General features: G+C 71.8%; 15 protein-coding genes. 9 read left to right on the top strand and 6 right to left on the bottom strand.

All coding sequences use genetic code 11. The annotated features are described in order from the left end of the window. Positions 1-217: 217 nt before the first annotated feature. From ACT2CW_RS22045 to ACT2CW_RS22035, 3 genes are all read left to right on the top strand, one after another. Entirely contained in the window at positions 218-1,216 is a 999-nt protein-coding gene (locus tag ACT2CW_RS22045; protein ID WP_445517936.1) for a LacI family DNA-binding transcriptional regulator, read from the top strand. Between the two features lie 117 nt (positions 1,217-1,333). Continuing rightward, a complete protein-coding gene (locus ACT2CW_RS22040; protein WP_445517935.1) occupies positions 1,334-2,776 on the top strand; it encodes an MFS transporter in 1,443 nt (480 codons plus the stop codon). Further along, complete coding sequence (locus ACT2CW_RS22035) at positions 2,776-3,237, top strand: MarR family winged helix-turn-helix transcriptional regulator (protein WP_445517934.1); 462 nt, start codon at positions 2,776-2,778, stop codon at positions 3,235-3,237. Before ACT2CW_RS22040 ends, ACT2CW_RS22035 begins: the two co-directional genes overlap by 1 nt. Before the next feature lie 69 nt (positions 3,238-3,306). Here the strand turns inward: ACT2CW_RS22035 and ACT2CW_RS22030 are convergent, their stop codons facing one another. Further along, positions 3,307-3,690: a VOC family protein gene (locus ACT2CW_RS22030; protein WP_164425581.1), complete on the bottom strand. Its 384-nt coding sequence runs from the start codon at positions 3,688-3,690 to the stop codon at positions 3,307-3,309. Positions 3,691-3,915: 225 nt separating this feature from the next. Beyond that, on the bottom strand, positions 3,916-4,437 hold the full coding sequence (locus ACT2CW_RS22025; RefSeq protein WP_445517933.1) for a hypothetical protein: 522 nt from the start codon (positions 4,435-4,437) through the stop codon (positions 3,916-3,918). Between the two features lie 217 nt (positions 4,438-4,654). On the opposite strand from ACT2CW_RS22025, the gene ACT2CW_RS22020 reads away from it, so the two are divergent. Further along, complete coding sequence (locus ACT2CW_RS22020) at positions 4,655-5,323, top strand: AAA family ATPase (protein ID WP_445517932.1); 669 nt, start codon at positions 4,655-4,657, stop codon at positions 5,321-5,323. A 64-nt stretch (positions 5,324-5,387) separates the two neighbouring features. On the opposite strand, the gene ACT2CW_RS22015 is transcribed toward ACT2CW_RS22020, so the two are convergent. The 3 genes from ACT2CW_RS22015 to ACT2CW_RS22005 form a co-directional block, all read right to left on the bottom strand. Next, entirely contained in the window at positions 5,388-6,068 is a 681-nt protein-coding gene (locus ACT2CW_RS22015) for a carbon-nitrogen hydrolase family protein (protein WP_445517931.1), read from the bottom strand. 180 nt (positions 6,069-6,248) lie between these two features. Continuing rightward, on the bottom strand, positions 6,249-7,547 hold the full coding sequence (locus ACT2CW_RS22010) for an MFS transporter (protein ID WP_182473704.1): 1,299 nt from the start codon (positions 7,545-7,547) through the stop codon (positions 6,249-6,251). A 104-nt stretch (positions 7,548-7,651) separates the two neighbouring features. Continuing rightward, entirely contained in the window at positions 7,652-8,440 is a 789-nt protein-coding gene (locus ACT2CW_RS22005; RefSeq protein WP_164425573.1) for a DeoR/GlpR family DNA-binding transcription regulator, read from the bottom strand. 176 nt (positions 8,441-8,616) lie between these two features. On the opposite strand from ACT2CW_RS22005, the gene ACT2CW_RS22000 reads away from it, so the two are divergent. The 5 genes from ACT2CW_RS22000 to ACT2CW_RS21980 are packed head-to-tail and all read left to right on the top strand — an operon-like array spanning position 8,617 to position 14,021. After that, a complete protein-coding gene (locus tag ACT2CW_RS22000; protein WP_182473703.1) occupies positions 8,617-9,285 on the top strand; it encodes an HAD family hydrolase in 669 nt (222 codons plus the stop codon). A gap of 5 nt (positions 9,286-9,290) precedes the next feature. Next, positions 9,291-10,361: a 2-hydroxyacid dehydrogenase gene (locus ACT2CW_RS21995; RefSeq protein ID WP_445517930.1), complete on the top strand. Its 1,071-nt coding sequence runs from the start codon at positions 9,291-9,293 to the stop codon at positions 10,359-10,361. Continuing rightward, entirely contained in the window at positions 10,358-11,818 is a 1,461-nt protein-coding gene (locus tag ACT2CW_RS21990; RefSeq protein ID WP_445517929.1) for an FGGY family carbohydrate kinase, read from the top strand. Before ACT2CW_RS21995 ends, ACT2CW_RS21990 begins: the two co-directional genes overlap by 4 nt. Then, positions 11,815-13,560 carry a dihydroxyacetone kinase family protein gene (locus tag ACT2CW_RS21985; RefSeq protein ID WP_445517928.1) on the top strand — a complete coding sequence of 582 codons (1,746 nt, stop codon included), beginning with the start codon at positions 11,815-11,817 and terminating at the stop codon, positions 13,558-13,560. Before ACT2CW_RS21990 ends, ACT2CW_RS21985 begins: the two co-directional genes overlap by 4 nt. Beyond that, the gene (locus ACT2CW_RS21980; protein ID WP_138912138.1) at positions 13,557-14,021 is read left to right on the top strand and encodes a ribose-5-phosphate isomerase; all 465 of its coding nucleotides are present in this window, start codon (positions 13,557-13,559) and stop codon (positions 14,019-14,021) included. The genes ACT2CW_RS21985 and ACT2CW_RS21980 overlap by 4 nt, the downstream gene beginning before the upstream one ends. 175 nt (positions 14,022-14,196) lie before the next feature. On the opposite strand, the gene ACT2CW_RS21975 is transcribed toward ACT2CW_RS21980, so the two are convergent. Beyond that, on the bottom strand, positions 14,197-15,114 hold the full coding sequence (locus ACT2CW_RS21975) for an alpha/beta hydrolase (protein ID WP_445517927.1): 918 nt from the start codon (positions 15,112-15,114) through the stop codon (positions 14,197-14,199). Positions 15,115-15,275: the final 161 nt, after the last annotated feature.

Raw genomic sequence — 15,275 nt, 5'->3', positions numbered from 1 at the left:
AACGTTCCCGTGAGCGTTCACGGAGCACTGTCCGGCCCACCCGGCCGCCGTGTCAATATGTGTGCGAGGTTGGGGTGTTCGGCTGTGGGGTTCCGTTGACGCCCGTCGTCGCCGCGGTGATGATCGGGGAGGCGCGCCTCGGGGATCACCTCCGTGAGCGGTCCCGAGCGCCACGTCGTGACCCACGTCCGAGGGGCGGGAGAGGGGGCCCGTGCCCATGAGCGCCAGGCCGCGCCGCATCACCATCGAGGATGTGGCGCGCTCGGCCGGGGTGTCCCGGCAGACGGTCTCCCGCGCGGTCAACGACAAACCGGAGATCGACCCCGCCACGCGGCAGCGGGTGCTGCGGGTGGCCCAGTCGATGGGGTACCGGCCCAGCCGGTTCGCCCGTGGCATGGTCGGCCCGCGCCTCACCACGTTGGGCCTGGTCATCGCGGATGTGCTCAACCCCTTCTTCCCCGAGGTGGTTTCCGGTGTGCTGGCGGCGGCCGACGAGTGCGGCTGGCAGGTCGCCGTCTACAGCACCGGGTCCGCCCTGGAGCGCGAGACCGCGGTGGCGCGGACCGTGGTGGACCACGTGGACGCGTGTGTCGCCTTCCTGCTCGACCCCGGCGCCATCGAGCTCATCCACCGCTCCGGCATGCCCTTCGTCCTGCTCGACAACGAGCACCGGCCGCCGGGCGTGAGCGGCGGGCGGATCGACTTCGCCACCGGTATGCGGCATGCGGTCGGCCATCTCGTCGAGCGCGGCCACCGGCGGATCGCGATGCTCGACGACCGCGGCCGCCCGGACGCCGGCGGCCACGGCACCCGCCACTCGCTCTTCCTCGCCGCCGCCGCCGAACACGGGCTGCCCGCCGACGAGGGCTGGGTGTTCCCGGCGGCCAACTCCCTCGAAGGCGGGGCGGCGGCCATGGACGACGTGCTGGCCGACGACTTCGGGGCGACGGCGGTGCTCGCCTACAACGACCTGATCGCCATCGGCGCCATGCGCCGCGCCCGCGACCACGGGGTGCGGGTGCCGGAGGACTGCGCGTTCGTCGGATGCGACGGGCTGACGCTGAGCCGGCTCGTGGACCCGCCGCTGACCACCCTGACCGTCGACAAGGAACTCCTCGGCCGGGCCGCGGTGCGGCAGGTCGCCGCGCAGATGACCGGCGCCGCGACGGGAGAGACGGTGATCGTGCCACGCCTGGTGGTACGCGCGTCTTCCTGACGCGGTGGGTGCTCGTGCTGACGTGGCGGGTGGGTGCTCGTGCTCCGTACCGACGACGGCGCGTTTAGTTGTGTCTGTATAATGATTATGACAACACAATTAAACGGAGGCTTCTTCATGCCGGATCTCGCTCCTCGGCAACGATGGCTCGTGCTGGCCATCTGCTGCATGAGCCTGCTGATCGTCAGTCTCGACAACACAATCCTGAACGTCGCCCTGCCCTCCATCCAGCGCGACCTGCACACATCGGTGTCCGGGCTGCAATGGACGGTCGACGCGTACACGCTGGTGCTGGCGAGCCTGTTGATGCTCTCCGGTTCGACCGCCGACCGGGTGGGGCGGCGCCGCACGTTTCAGGCCGGGCTGGTGATCTTCACCGCGGCATCGCTGCTGTGCAGTCTGGCTCCTGGGCTCGGCTGGCTGGTCGTCGCGCGGATGCTTCAGGCGGTCGGGGGTTCGATGCTGAACCCCGTCGCCATGTCGATCATCAGCAACACCTTCACGGACCCCCGGGAACGCGCCCGCGCCATCGGTGTGTGGAGTGGCGTCGTGGGCATCAGCATGGCCGCCGGGCCGATCATCGGGGGTGCGCTGGTGGAGTCGGCCGGGTGGCGGTCGATCTTCTGGCTCAATGTGCCCATCGGACTTGCCGCGCTCTTCCTGACCCGCAGGTATGTGCCGGAGTCGCGGGCGCCGCGGGCTCGCCGGGTGGACCCGGTCGGGCAGGTGCTCGTCATCGGGCTGCTGGTCGCGCTGACGTACGCGATCATCGAGTCGCCCAACCTGGGCTGGACCTCTCCGGTGGTCGCCGGGTGCGCGGCCGCGGCGCTGTGCGCGCTGCTGGGGTTGCTGTGGTACGAACCGAGGCGCACCGACCCGCTGATCGACCTGCGGTTCTTCCGTTCCGCGCCGTTCTCGGGCGCCACCGTGATCGCGGTGGCCGCGTTCGCCGGTCTGGGCGGTTTCCTGTTCATCAGCTCCCTGTACCTCCAGGATGTGCGGCGGCTCGACCCGCTGCACGCCGGGTTGTTCATGCTGCCCATGGCGGTCATGGCGCTGCTGACCGCACCCGTGTCCGGCCGCATGGTGGCCTCGCGGGGGCCGCGTACTCCGCTGCTGCTCGCCGGGGCGGCGTTGTGCGCGAGCGCCGTGCTCCAGGCGCTCACCTACTCCGAGCACCTTCCGGTGGCTGTGCTGGTCGTCGCGTATCTGCTCTTCGGCACCGGCTTCGGGCTGGTCAACGCGCCCATCACCAACACCGCCGTCTCGGGGATGCCCCGTGCGCAGGCCGGAGTCGCGGCCGCGGTGGCCTCCACCAGCCGGCAGACCGGGCAGTCCCTCGGCGTGGCCGTCATCGGCGCTCTGATGGCCGGGGGAGTGCACGCCGATGCGGCGGCCTTCACGGACGCGGCACGGACGGCATGGTGGATCATCGCCGGCTGCGGCGCCGCGGTGCTGGTCATGGGTACGCTCACTTCCGGCCGCTGGGCTCGGGCAACGGCTCAGCGCACGGCGAAGCGGCTCGCCGCCGAGGAGACCAAGGAGACAGTGAACGTCTGATGGAGCGCCCATACGACAACGAGCCGCACGAGCGGGACGAGCGGGACGACGAGACCACCAGAACGGCGGCCCGGGCCTGGCAGGGGCTGAACACGCTCCTGATGGAGCGTTACAACCGCCGCAAGGCGGTCGCGGAGAGCCTCGGCATGAGCTTCAGCCGCGTCCGAGCGCTGCGCCGCCTTGCCGCCGGTCCGATCACCCTGCGCGAACTGGCCGAGCGGCTGGGCGCCGACCCGCCCTACACCTCCGTCATCGTCGACGATCTCGTACGGCGCGGCCTCGCCGAACGCATCACCAACCCGGCCGACCGCCGGTCCAAGCTGGTCCATCTCACCGAGGACGGCCAGGCGATGGCCGCCCGCGCCATCGCGATCCTCACCACTCCGCCCGACGCCCTGCTCGCCCTGCCGCTCGAGGACATCCAGGCGCTCGACCGGGTGGTGGCCAAGCTTCTCGACTGAACGAGGGCGCCCGGCGACCGCCGGAAGCTCGGCGCTCGCGGTGGTCGTGGTCGGAACGGCGCGTGAGCGTCAGGAATTCATGGCGGCTCGGTCGGACTCACTGCGCAGAACGCAGAATTCGTTGCCTTCGGGATCAGCGAGGATTGCCCAGCCTGAACCATCGGGATTCCGGTGATCAGTGACAAAGGTGGCACCGAGGCCCAGCAGCCGGTCCACCTCCTGATCGCGCGAGGTCTCAGGGCGCAGACACAGATGGATCCGGTTCTTGATCGTCTTGGCCTCGGGCACCTGGTTGAAGTGCAGCACTGGTCCCTCCGCCAGCAGCACCTGGGTCTCCCGGTCACCCGGTCTGTCCTCCGGGTGTAGCGGACGGCCGGTCACACCGCTCCAGAACCGAGCCAGCTCGTAGGCATCCGCACAGTCAATCGCCACGTTCTGCAATACCGAAACCATGCACGTGAGCCTTCCTGATCTCCATGCCAAACGCCACCGAGTTGCGCTCATCCTTCGCGCAGACAGCTCAGGCGCCTGGAAGCAGGGTGGCGGAAGCACTCGGCACGCCTCCCCACGCTGCACGCGCTGGCGAACGGTCTCGGCGTGGAGCTGACCACGCTCCTGGGTGTCCCTCCCGCGGTCTCGCTCCGGCGGCGCGACGCCTCCCACCGCGCTGCCTTCCGGTCAGTCCCCCGAGTAGCCGAAGATTCCCAGGTGGCTGGGTTCGCCGTCGGTGTAGAGGACGACGTACAAGCCGGTCCACCGCATCCGGCACTCGCCGGTCAGCACCTCGTCGGGGTCCGGCACCCCGCCCCGTTTCCGGGCGAGCAGCTCCTCGAACTGGGCGGGCGTCGGCCGGTCCGTGCCGAAGTGGTGCCGTACGCGCTCGTGCCGCAGCGGTCGCAGCGTCCCGGAGTCGTCGGGGTTGTACGGGTCGGGTGCCTCGGCCGTATGGACGACCTCATCGATGTCGAGGATCGTATGGGTGCCCTCGTCCCAGAACTCCTCGGTCTCCTTGGCCGCGTTGAGCGCGTCCAGCGACGACGGCCGCGGCAAGGGCTCCTCGGCCGTGGCGCCGTACTCGGCGAGGGTTTCCCAGGGCCAGATGTAGTCGCCGCTCGCCAGGACCTGCCTCTGCACCGCGACCAATGTCGCCTCGACGCTGCCCTCATATGGGGTCAGGTAGTCCCAGCCACTCGCACCCATCGCCTGCCTCCCCCGTGGTTCGGGTGTGTGAACGTGGCCACCGTAGTAGTACGGTCCGACAACGGAATGTCTCGTTGCGCGGGCGCGGTGCCGGGGCTTGGCTGAACGCCATGTCTGCCCCCTCACCAATCTTCGTAGCCGGTACGGGCCACTCGGTGTCGACGACTTCACGACCAGGTCGACGTTCGCGTCACACAGGCTGGACAATCGGAGGTCTATGCGGCCCGGACAGGATGACGAAGTGACAGCCGACGCGGAGCTCGCGGCGCGGCTGCGGCATGTCTTCTGGATCGGTGGCGGGAGTGGTGCGGGCAAGTCGACCGTCGCCCGCCGGCTCGCCGACCGCTACGGGTGGCGGCTCTACGCGACCGACGATGTGATGCGGGACCACGCCGACCGGGCCACCCCCGAGGAGGCCCCGTTTCTGCATGAGTTCATCGCCATGGACATGGACGAGCGATGGGTGAACCGGTCTCCGGAGGTCATGCTCGAGACGTTCCACTGGTTCCGGGGCGAGGGCTTCGGCCTGATCGTCGAAGACCTCCTCCGGCTGCCGCCGGAGCGTGGCGTCATCGTCGAGGGCTTCCGGCTGCTCCCGCGCCTCGTGAAGCCGCTGCTCGACGCTCCTCGGCGCGCGGTCTGGCTTCTTCCTACACCCGACTTCCGCCAGGCCGCCATCCGGAGCCGCTCGGTGCCGGGGGAGGGGTTCGTGTGGAGGACCAGCGATCCGGCGAGGGCCGGCCGCAACCTCGCCGAACGGGATCGCATGTTCACCACGCGCCTCGGGGAGGAGGCCGAGCACCTTCGACTGCACACCATCGACGTCGAGACCACGCTGACGGAAGACGCTCTCACCGAGCGGGTGGCCAGGGCGTTCCGGCTCTGACGCGACGATTCCCGTGGCCGCTCCGCCAGCTTTGAGCCTCCTGCCGTGAACCGCGCTTCCGGGCTCACTTGACGAAGACCGCCCGCGCGATCTCATCGGGCGCGGCGCCCGTCTCGGCGAGCAGCTCCCCGTCCGCCGACCAGATGCCCGAACGGCCGGACGTGCGGTCGAAGCCGCCACCGGTCGGACCCGCGAAGGCCGCCGTGGCGGCCCACACACCGTGGTCGGCGGCGACCCGGCGGGCGCGTTCGCCGTGCAGCCCGGCCTCGTGGTCGGCGTGGACAACGCCGGCCACATAGCCGTCGATCCCCAGCGCGGCCGTCTTCGCGGCGTGCTCGGGGAGACCGGTGTCGCGGCAGACGGCGAGCCCCAGCCGCCACTCGTCCACATCGATCACGGCGGGCTCCCCGGGCACGAAGTGGATGGCCTCACTGCGGTGCAGATGGACCTTGCCGTAGACCACCCGTGCGCCCTCTGCGTCCAACGCCAGGATGCCGATACGCGGACCCGCCACCGGCGCGCCGGCCAGGGCGAGCGTCCCGGTCTCGGCGCACGCGGCGACGATCGGGGCGAGCCGGTCGTCGTCCGGGGCGACCGGCGTCGCGTCCAGTTCGTATCCCGTCAGCGACATCTCGGGGAAGACCACCACCCGCGCGTCCGCCGCCCGAACGGCCTCCGCGTGGGCCACCGCGTTCGCCGCCACGTCATGAGCGGCGCACCTCGGCTGCGCCACCGCGATGCTCAACGGCCGTGCCACCACCCTGAACCCCCCTCGAAGTCCCCTCGAACTCCCCTCACCGAGTCGCGCGAGCAGCCTATCCGAGCCCGTACCGCGGACATCGCCGGAGCCAGGCGCAGAGGCCCCGCGTCGGCAGGCCGACCTTCATGGTTCGGCCTGCCGGCGCGGGGCCCCGGACCCCGAAGCTCAGGCGGACGTGGCGGGCGAGGAGGTAGTCGGGGCCGCGTCGGTTCGGGGCCGCCGGCCGTCCTCCGCCGCGCTCGGGGCCGACGGCCCGCCGTCGCGTTCCTCGGGCAGCTTCAGCGTCAGGGTCAGGACGAGTGCGACCAGGTAGAGGGCGAGGAAGATCAGCGTGACTCCGCCGGCGCCGACGACGGGGAGGAAGAGGCTGGCGATGGCCGGGCCGACGAAGGCCGCGCCGCCCGCGCCCAGGTTGAGCAGGGCCATGGAGCCGCCCTTGTTCTCGGGCGCCATCGACGGGATGAGGGCCGAGATGGGCACGAATCCCGCGAGGGTCGCGCCGTAGAACATGCCCGCGAGCACCGCCACCCAGTAGTAGTCCGGGCCGAGCCAGGTCGGTACGAAGTACAGCGTCGTGACGCTGATCGCGCAGCCCAGCGCGCCGAAACCGGCGATGGTCGTGCGCCAGCCGATGCGGTCGGAGAGGACGCCGAAGATCAGGTTGAAGAAGATGTTCGTGCCGTAGATGATCGCCAGCAGCTGGAGCCACTTGTCCTCGCCGAAGCCGACGTCGTCGGAGAAGATCCGCGGCAGGTACACCAGCATGCCGAACTCCGGGGCCGTGTTGATGATCCGGACCAGGCAGCCCACCAGCACGCGCGGATGGGTCCAGATGATGGAGACGGAGTTGAGCAGGCTCTCGCCGGTGGTGACCTCCGGCGGTGCCATCCGGTCGCCACCGGGCCTCCTGCGGGCGCCGACCAGGGCGATGGCGCCGCCGATGAGGATCAGGACGAGCGCCGACCACAGTGTGCCGAGGCGGCCGAACGCCGGGATCGTCAGGCTGGACCACAGCGAGCCGAGGGTGGGCAGACCGCCCGTGAAGGCGAAGTAGAACCAGCCCACCGCGGTGCCCAGCCGGGCCTTCGGCGCCGTGTTGGTGATCCATACGAGGAAGCCGAACGCGAAGAGCGGATAGCCGAAGCCCCGGATGCCGTAGAAGATCAGCATCATCGGGTAGTTCTCGGTGCCCAGCGCGAAGAGCAGGTAAGCGGCGTCGAAGACGGCCCAGATCGCCAGGCCCGTCCACATCACCCGGCGCGGCCCCCACACCTGGCAGAGCGCGCCGGAGAACCACGACGCCAGCATGACGGCGATGCCGTAGACCGTGATGACGTACCCGGCGCGTACGTCCGTCGCCGCGCCGTGATCGGCCATGTACGGAGCGATGAAGCCGGATTCGACACCGTCGCCGATCATGAACAGCAGTACGCCCAGATAGCCCAGGATCAAGGGTTTAGGCATCGCTTCCTCCACTCTGCGGGGATGACGGAGTACGACCGCAGATACTCAAGCGAGCCGAGAGAAATATCAAGAGGTCTGGTAAGAATAACGAGATCCGATGGTAACTACTCGGTCTCGACGACTCTCACATCCGTCAGCTCCCGCATCTCCCGGAGCAGCTCCTCGTCCACCGGGCCGGTCAGCAGGACATGGTCGAAGGAGTCCACGCTCTCCAGCCGGTGCAGGGCGCGACGGCCCACCTTGCTGTGGTCCATGAGCAGCACGCTCGTCGCGCCCGCCTGCCGGGTCGCCCGCTTGATGCCGACGATCTCCTGCTCCTGGTGGAAGGTCATGCCCGCGGCGATCCCGGAGGTGGAGAGCACGCTCAGATCGACGGAGATGCCGCTGATCATGTCCATCGCCGGCAGCCCGATCCATGAGTCATGGGTGCGCGAGTACTCGCCACCCACGCAGATCAGCCGGATGCCCTCGGCGCTTCTCAGCTCCTCCGTGATCAGGCGGTAGTTGGTCACCACGGTCAGCGGTCCCACCTCGGGCAACAGCCGCGCCAGGGCCAGCGCCGAGGTCGAGTCGTCCAGCATCACCGACATCCCCGGGGTCACGAACCGCAGGGCGGCGCGGGCCAGCGCCCGCTTCTCGTCGGTGTGCGAGTGCAGCCGGAAGTCCGAACTGGACTCGAAGACCATCGAGGGCTGTGCGGAGACGCCGCCGTGGTACTTGCGCAGGATGCCGCGGTCCGCCAGTTCGGCGATGTCGCGGTGGACCGTCATCAGGCTGACGCCGGTCAGCTCGACCAGTTCGGACACCGTGGCGTCCCCCTGGGCCAGAACGTGGTCGACGATCAGCTGCTGCCGCTGTTGCCGCGCACCGCGCGACGCCGGGGGAGTAGTCATGCCCTCCATCCTGCCGGGTTTATTTCTCACATAGAACCAGTGACAACTCACGCTGTTACTGTTAATTTCCCTGTGACGGACCCGCCGGGTGCCACTACCCGGGGGACCCGCCGGGCGCACGGGCATCCCCGTGCCCCGCCAGTCAGACATCATCAGCCGGGAGATCAGGGGTACGCATGGCCGACGCAGTGGTCTTCGACATGGACGGCGTGCTCGTCGAGAGCGAGCATCTGTGGGAGGAGCTGTGGGCCGCCTACGCCGCCGAGCGCGGCCGCACCTGGGGCCCGGAGCAGACGCGCGACGTCCAGGGGATGAGCGCTCCCGAGTGGGCCGCCTACCTCACCCGGTTCTGCGGGGCGGGTGACGCCGCCGCCGGCACCGAGCGGGCCGTCGTCGACGGCATGGTCCAGGCCCTGGCCGACGGCCGCATCGACCTGCTGCCCGGGGCCCGCGAGATGATCACCGCCACCGCCGAGCTCGCCCCCGTGGCGCTCGCCTCCTCCGCGCCCCGCCGGGTGATCGACGCCGTTCTCGTCCACCACGGCGTCGACCACCACTTCAAGGCGACCGTCTCCAGCGCCGAGGTGGACCGCGGCAAGCCGAGCCCGGACGTCTATCTGGCCGCCGCGCGCGCACTCGGCGTGGCCCCGGAGCGCTGTCTGGCGGTGGAGGACTCCAGCAACGGACTGCGCGCCGCCGCGGCCGCCGGGATGACCGTCGTGGCCATCCCGAATCCGCAGTACCCACCCGCCGAGGACGCCCTGGCCGGTGCCGCTTACCGTTCTTCGGACCACCATGCCGTACGTGACTTCCTGCTCAGCAGGCTCGACCCCCGAGGGGAGTGACCGACATGACCACGGTCCTGGTATCCGGCGACGACTTCATCGCCCCCGAGCTGTTCTCCGCCGCCCTGAGCGAGAGCCTGCCCTCCGCCGGGCTGACCTTCCGCACGCTGCGCACCCGCTGGCCCAATGAACCCTTCGGGCCGGTCGGGGCCGACGCACAGGGGAACGGCGGGGTCAAGGAGGCCAGTGGCACCGAGGAGCAGGTGCTGGAGGCGCTCGGTGACGCGAGCGTCGCCCTCACCCAGATGGCGCCCTTCACCGCCCGTGTCATCCGCGAGGCACCCGCGCTGAAGTTCATCGGCGTGGCCCGCGGCGGCCCGGTCAACGTCGACCTGGCCGCGGCCACCGCCGCCGGGATCCCCGTCACCCTCACACCGGGCCGCAACGCCGCCGCGGCCGCCGAATTCGCCGTCGGCCTGATCCTCGCCGCGATGCGCCGCATCACCCAGGCCGACGCGGCCCTCAAGGAGGGCGTCTGGCGCGGCGACTACTACGCCTACGAGAACGCGGGTCTCGAGCTCGACGGCGCCACCGTCGGCCTCGTCGGATACGGGGCCATCGGCTCGATCGTGGCCCGGGTGCTGCGTGCCTTCGGCGCACACGTCCTCGTCTCCGACCCGTACGCGGACCAGGCGCGGGCACACGCCGACGGCGTCGAGCTCACCGCCCTGGAGGATCTGCTGCGGCGCAGCTCCGTGGTGAGCCTGCACGCCCGGGTCACCCCCGAGACCCGGCATCTGCTCAACGCCGGCAACCTCGCGCTGCTGCCCGAGGGCGCCGTCCTCGTCAACTCGGCCCGCGGCGAGCTGCTCGACTACGCCCCGCTGCCCGGCCTGCTGGAGTCCGGCCGGCTCGGCGCGCTCGCCCTCGACGTCTACGACATCGAGCCGCCCCCGGCCGACTGGCCGCTGCACAAGGCCCCCAACGTCATCACCACACCCCACCTGGCGGGCGCCACCCGGCAGACCGCCGACCGGGCCGCCCTGATCACCGCCGGTGAGGCCGCCCGCTTCCTGCGCGGCGAACCGCTGCGGCACGTGGCCAATCCGGAGGTGCTGACCGGGAGCCGGCCATGATCGTCGGAGTCGACATCGGCACCTCGGTCACCAAGGCCCAGCTGATCTCCCGCGACGGCCGGACCACCCCCGCGCACGAGGCCCGCAGCACGGTCTACACCCTGCCCGGACACCGCGTCGAGCAGGACCTGGACGACGTCGTGGGCACCGTGGAGACCGTCGTACGGGCGGCGCTCGCCGACGCCGCGCAGCTGGGCGACGAACCGGTCGAGGCCCTGGCCCTCACCGGCCAGGGCGACGGCCTGTGGCTGCGCGACGCCTCGGGCGCCTCCGTCGGCCGCGCGCTGTCCTGGATGGACGGCCGGGCCGCCGACCGGCTCGACCGGTGGACCGCCGACGGCACCCTGCACGCCCTGCACCGGCGCACCGGCGTCGGCCTCTTCCCCGGCTCCGCGGCGCCCCTGCTGGCGCATCTGGCCGAGCACGAGCCGGAGCGGCTGGCGGCCGCCGAGACCGCCGGGTACTGCGTGGACGCCGTCGTACAACGGCTGACCGGCGCGGTGACCGTCGACGTCTCCGACGCCTCCCAGCCGTTCCTCGACGTGGCCACCCGTACGTACGACGAGACCGCGCTCGAACTGTGCGGGCTCTCCGCACACCGCCGGCTGCTGCCGGACCCGGCGCCGCCCGGCACCCTGCACCGGCTGCTGCCCGGCGCCGCCCGGCGGCTGGGCCTGCCCGCGGGGCTGCCGGTCTCCGCCGGCCCGTTCGACATCCCCGCCTGCGCCTTCGGCTCGGGGGTCGCAGAACCGGGCGAGGGCAACCTCATCATCGGCACCACCCTCGCCGCCCAGGTCCTGGACACCGAGCCGCGCCCGGCGCTCGCCGAGGACCCGGCCGGGATGGTGCTGGCCACCCCGTACGAGAGCCGGTTCCTGCGGGTCATGCCCGCCATGATCGGCACCGCGGGCCTGGACTGGCTGCTGAAGCTGCTCGATGTGAAGATCGAGGCGCTGGACGCGCTGCTCGTCCAGTCCCCGCCCGGCGCGGCAGGCGTCACCGCCCTGCCGTTCCTGTCCACCAGCGGTGAGCGGGCGCCCTTCGTCGACCCGCGGGCCCGCGGCCGGTTCGACGGCCTCTCCCCGCTGGCCGGCCGCGCCGACCTGGTACGGGCGCTGTGCGAGGCCGTCGCCTACTCGGCCCGGCACTGCATGGAAACCCTCGGCGTCACCCGCACCGTCACCGCCTGCGGCGGTGGCGCGCGCTCCGGGGAGTGGGCGCGCATCTTCGCCGGAGTCCTCGGCGGCGACCTGGAGGTCTGCGACGACGCCGTGGGCATCCGCGGCGCGGCCCATGTCGCCTGGCGCTCCCTGGGCACCCCGGTCGACCCCGGCGCCTGGCGCGCCCGCCTCCGTACCGTCACCGCCGAGCGCGGGCTGATCGACCACTACGCCGAGGGCTACGCCGCCTACCGCCAGACCCTCGACACCGCACGCGAAGGCTGGAGCACACGATGACCAGGCTCTTCAACGACCCCGCCCGGTTCACCGACGACATGATCACGGGCTTCGCCGCCGCCCATCCCGGGCATGTACGGGCCGTGCCCGGCGGTGTGGTGCGCGCCCGCCCCGCCCGCGCGGGCAAGGTGGCCGTGCTCACCGGCGGCGGCTCCGGCCACTACCCCGCCTTCTGCGGTGTCGTCGGCCCCGGATTCGCCGACGGCTCGGTCATCGGCGATGTCTTCACCTCTCCGTCGGCCGCCCGCGCCCGCTCGGTCGCCGAGGCGGCGGAGGCGGGCGGCGGTGTCCTCTTCCTCTTCGGCAACTACGCGGGGGACGTGATGAACTTCGGGCTGGCGGCACGGCAGTTGGAGGGCGACGGGATTCCCGCCCGCTGCTTCGCCGTCACCGATGACATCGCCTCGGCCCCCGCCGACCAGACGGCGCGGCGGCGTGGCATCGCGGGTGGCTTCGTCGTCTTCAAGACCGCGTCCGCGGCGGCCGAGGAAGGCGCCTCGCTGGAGGAGGTCATGCGCGTCGCCGAGCACACCAACGCCCGTACCCGCACCCTCGGCGTGGCCTTCGACGGCTGCACCCTGCCCGGCGCCGAAGCGCCCCTGTTCACCGTTCCCGAGGGCCGGTTGGGCCTCGGCCTCGGCATTCACGGCGAACCGGGGGTCAGCGAGGACACCCTGGGCACCGCGGAGGACCTGGCCCGCGCCCTGGTGACGGGGCTGCTCGCGGACCGGCCCGCCGGGGTGGGCGACGGCGGGCGGGTCGCGGTCGTCCTGAACGGTCTCGGCGCCACGAAGTACGAGGAGCTGTACGTGCTGTGGGGCGCCGTGGCCCGACAGCTGGACGAGGCGGGGCTCACGCCCGTACGCCCCGAGGTCGGCGAACTCGTCACCAGTCTCGACATGGCCGGCTGCTCGCTGACCCTGAGCTGGCTGGACGAGGAGTTGGAGCGGCTGTGGCTCGCCCCGGCCGACACCCCGGCCTTCTGCCGGACCGCGCCGCCGGAACCCCCGTTGGACGACGCCGCCGCACGGCCCGCCGCGGCCCCGCGCCGCCCGGAGCGGTCCGCCGCCACGGCGTCCGGCGCGGCGGTCGAGGTCGCCGAACTGGCCGTCCACGCACTGCGCGCCGCCCGCGACGTACTGCACCGGGACGCGGAGGACCTGGGCCGGCTGGACGCGGTGGCGGGCGACGGCGACCACGGCCGTGGCATGTCCAAGGGCGTCGACGCGGCACTGGCGGCCGCCGAGCAGGCGCACACCGACCGGCTCGCCCCGGCGGCGGTGCTGGCCGCCGCGGGTGACGCCTGGGCGGCGGAGGCCGGAGGCACCTCGGGGGCGCTGTGGGGCGTGGGCCTGCGCGCCATCGGCGCGGCGCTGCCCGCCGACCGGGCGCCGGAGCGCGAGGAGCTGGCGTCCGCCGCAGCGGACGCGCTCACCGCGGTGACCTCGCTCGGTGGGGCCGAAGTGGGCGACAAGACCCTGGTCGACGCCCTCGCGCCGTTCGCCACCGCCTTCGCGGCGGGGCTGCGGACCGGAGCCCCGGTCTCCGAGGCGTACGCGTCCGCCGTGGCCGAAGCCCGTACGGCCGCCGAGAACACCGCCGGGCTGCGCCCCCGCCTGGGCCGCGCCCGCCCCCTCGCCGACCGCAGCGTCGGCACCCCCGACCCCGGGGCCACCTCACTCGCCGCGGTGCTGACCGCGGTGACCACACTCCGCGCGACGACAGGAAGCGAGTCCGTATGACCACCGCGCATGCCTTCCGGATCGTCGTCGGCTGCGACGACGCCGGTTACGACTACAAGGAAGCCCTCAAGCGGGATCTCCAGGCCGACCCCCGGGTCGCCGAGGTCATCGACGTCGGCGTAGGCAGCGACGAGCACACCGCCTATCCGCATGTCGCGGTGGAAGCGGCCCGCCGCGTGGCCGAAGGCGCCGCCGACCGCGCCCTGTTGGTGTGCGGCACCGGCCTCGGCGTGGCCATCAGCGCCAACAAGGTCCCCGGCATCCGCGCGGTCACCGCCCACGACACCTACTCCGTGCGCCGCTCGGTCCTCAGCAACAACGCCCAGGTGCTCTGCTTCGGCCAGCGCGTCATCGGCCTGGAGCTCGCCCGCGCGCTCACCGACGACTGGCTCGCGCAGAGCTTCGACGAGACCTCCCCGTCGGCGGAGAAGGTCGCCGCCATCCGGAGCTACGAGGGCTGATCGAGCGCGGGCCGGGCGGCGGTGCGCTGTCCGACCCGGAGCACGCTCAGATAGCGGCGTGACGCCCGGTCAGCCATGCGGGTGAGCGCACGGTCGGCGGGCCGAACAGGCCGCCGGGGCCGTCGGCCGGCCCCCAGCCCTCGTCGGCGCCGCGTACGTCGTCCTGGTGGGGCGGTCAGCCGGCCAGGTGCTTGGCGAAGAACGCGGTGAGTTCGGCCACGGCGGGGGTGACGTATGCGTCCCTGTCGTACAGGTCGATATGGCTGGCGCCGTCGATGATGACCAGTCGCTTGGGCTCGGCCGCCCGCTCGATCGCTTCCCGGCTGAAGTAGGCGGTCTCCGCCTCCGAACCGGCGATCATCAGCAGGGGGCGGGGCGAGATGAGCCGGATCATCGCGTACGAGTCGTACTGGGCGATCAGGTCGATGGAGCGCAGCACCCATCCCTGGTTCGCGCGCGGGTGGTGGCCGCGCGGGGTCCGGTAGAACTCGTACGTCTCCCGGAACTGCCGGGTGGCGGTCTCCAGCAGCTCCTCGGCGTTGTCGGGGATCCATGCCTCCAGCCGGGGGGCCGCGCCGTGTGCCTCCGCGGTGCGCAGTGCGCCGGCCTGGTCGAGCAGGGCCTGGAGGATCGCCGGGTCCTGGGTGCGGCCCAGTCCCTCGCGGAACACCGACCCGAGGTCCACGGCGCTGACCGTGGCGACGCTCTTGACGCGGTGGTCGGTCTGCGCGGCGTAGGGGACGTAACCGCCGGACGCGCAGATGCCCAATGCGCCGATACGGTCCGGGTCGATGTCGTCACGGGTGGTCAGGTAGGTCACGGCGGACTTGATGTCCTCGGCTCGCTGGAAGGGGTTCTCCAGACCTCGTGGCTCGCCCTCGCTCTCGCCCTGGTAGGCGGCGTCGAAGACCAGCGCGGCGAACCCCGCGTCGGCCAGCCGCCCGGCGTAGACGCTCGGGCTCTGTTCCTTCACACCGCCTCCCGGGTGGGAGATGACAACGGCCGGCAACCGGCCGCCGGTGTGGTCGTCGGGGGTGAAGAGAATCCCGGCGATGGCGAGGTGGTCGCTGGGAAAGGTGACGTTGGCCTTCATGGTTCCGTGGCTCCTGGGTGGGGGTGAGTGGGGGCCGTCCGCCGGCCACGTCACCGACGCTCGCACGCGGTACGGAGGTGGGTAAGGGGCGTCTTCCGTCCCAGGACAGCGCTGTCCTGGGACACGCCAGGCCCCCTGTCACGGGCCTCGTTGTTTGTCAG

Source organism: Streptomyces sp. NEAU-174 (genome assembly GCF_052665095.1).
This window is presented reverse-complemented; position numbering and strand designations above follow the sequence as displayed.

Coding starts and splice junctions, on each gene's coding strand:
- ACT2CW_RS22020 (WP_445517932.1), top strand. CDS start 4,655: ATGCGGCCCGGACAGGATGACGAAGTGACAGCCGACGCGGAGCTCGCG.
- ACT2CW_RS21975 (WP_445517927.1), bottom strand. CDS start 15,114: ATGAAGGCCAACGTCACCTTTCCCAGCGACCACCTCGCCATCGCCGGG.
- ACT2CW_RS22005 (WP_164425573.1), bottom strand. CDS start 8,440: ATGACTACTCCCCCGGCGTCGCGCGGTGCGCGGCAACAGCGGCAGCAG.
- ACT2CW_RS21985 (WP_445517928.1), top strand. CDS start 11,815: ATGACCAGGCTCTTCAACGACCCCGCCCGGTTCACCGACGACATGATC.
- ACT2CW_RS22035 (WP_445517934.1), top strand. CDS start 2,776: ATGGAGCGCCCATACGACAACGAGCCGCACGAGCGGGACGAGCGGGAC.
- ACT2CW_RS21995 (WP_445517930.1), top strand. CDS start 9,291: ATGACCACGGTCCTGGTATCCGGCGACGACTTCATCGCCCCCGAGCTG.
- ACT2CW_RS22000 (WP_182473703.1), top strand. CDS start 8,617: ATGGCCGACGCAGTGGTCTTCGACATGGACGGCGTGCTCGTCGAGAGC.
- ACT2CW_RS22010 (WP_182473704.1), bottom strand. CDS start 7,547: ATGCCTAAACCCTTGATCCTGGGCTATCTGGGCGTACTGCTGTTCATG.
- ACT2CW_RS21990 (WP_445517929.1), top strand. CDS start 10,358: ATGATCGTCGGAGTCGACATCGGCACCTCGGTCACCAAGGCCCAGCTG.
- ACT2CW_RS21980 (WP_138912138.1), top strand. CDS start 13,557: ATGACCACCGCGCATGCCTTCCGGATCGTCGTCGGCTGCGACGACGCC.
- ACT2CW_RS22025 (WP_445517933.1), bottom strand. CDS start 4,437: ATGGGTGCGAGTGGCTGGGACTACCTGACCCCATATGAGGGCAGCGTC.
- ACT2CW_RS22045 (WP_445517936.1), top strand. CDS start 218: ATGAGCGCCAGGCCGCGCCGCATCACCATCGAGGATGTGGCGCGCTCG.
- ACT2CW_RS22030 (WP_164425581.1), bottom strand. CDS start 3,690: ATGGTTTCGGTATTGCAGAACGTGGCGATTGACTGTGCGGATGCCTAC.
- ACT2CW_RS22040 (WP_445517935.1), top strand. CDS start 1,334: ATGCCGGATCTCGCTCCTCGGCAACGATGGCTCGTGCTGGCCATCTGC.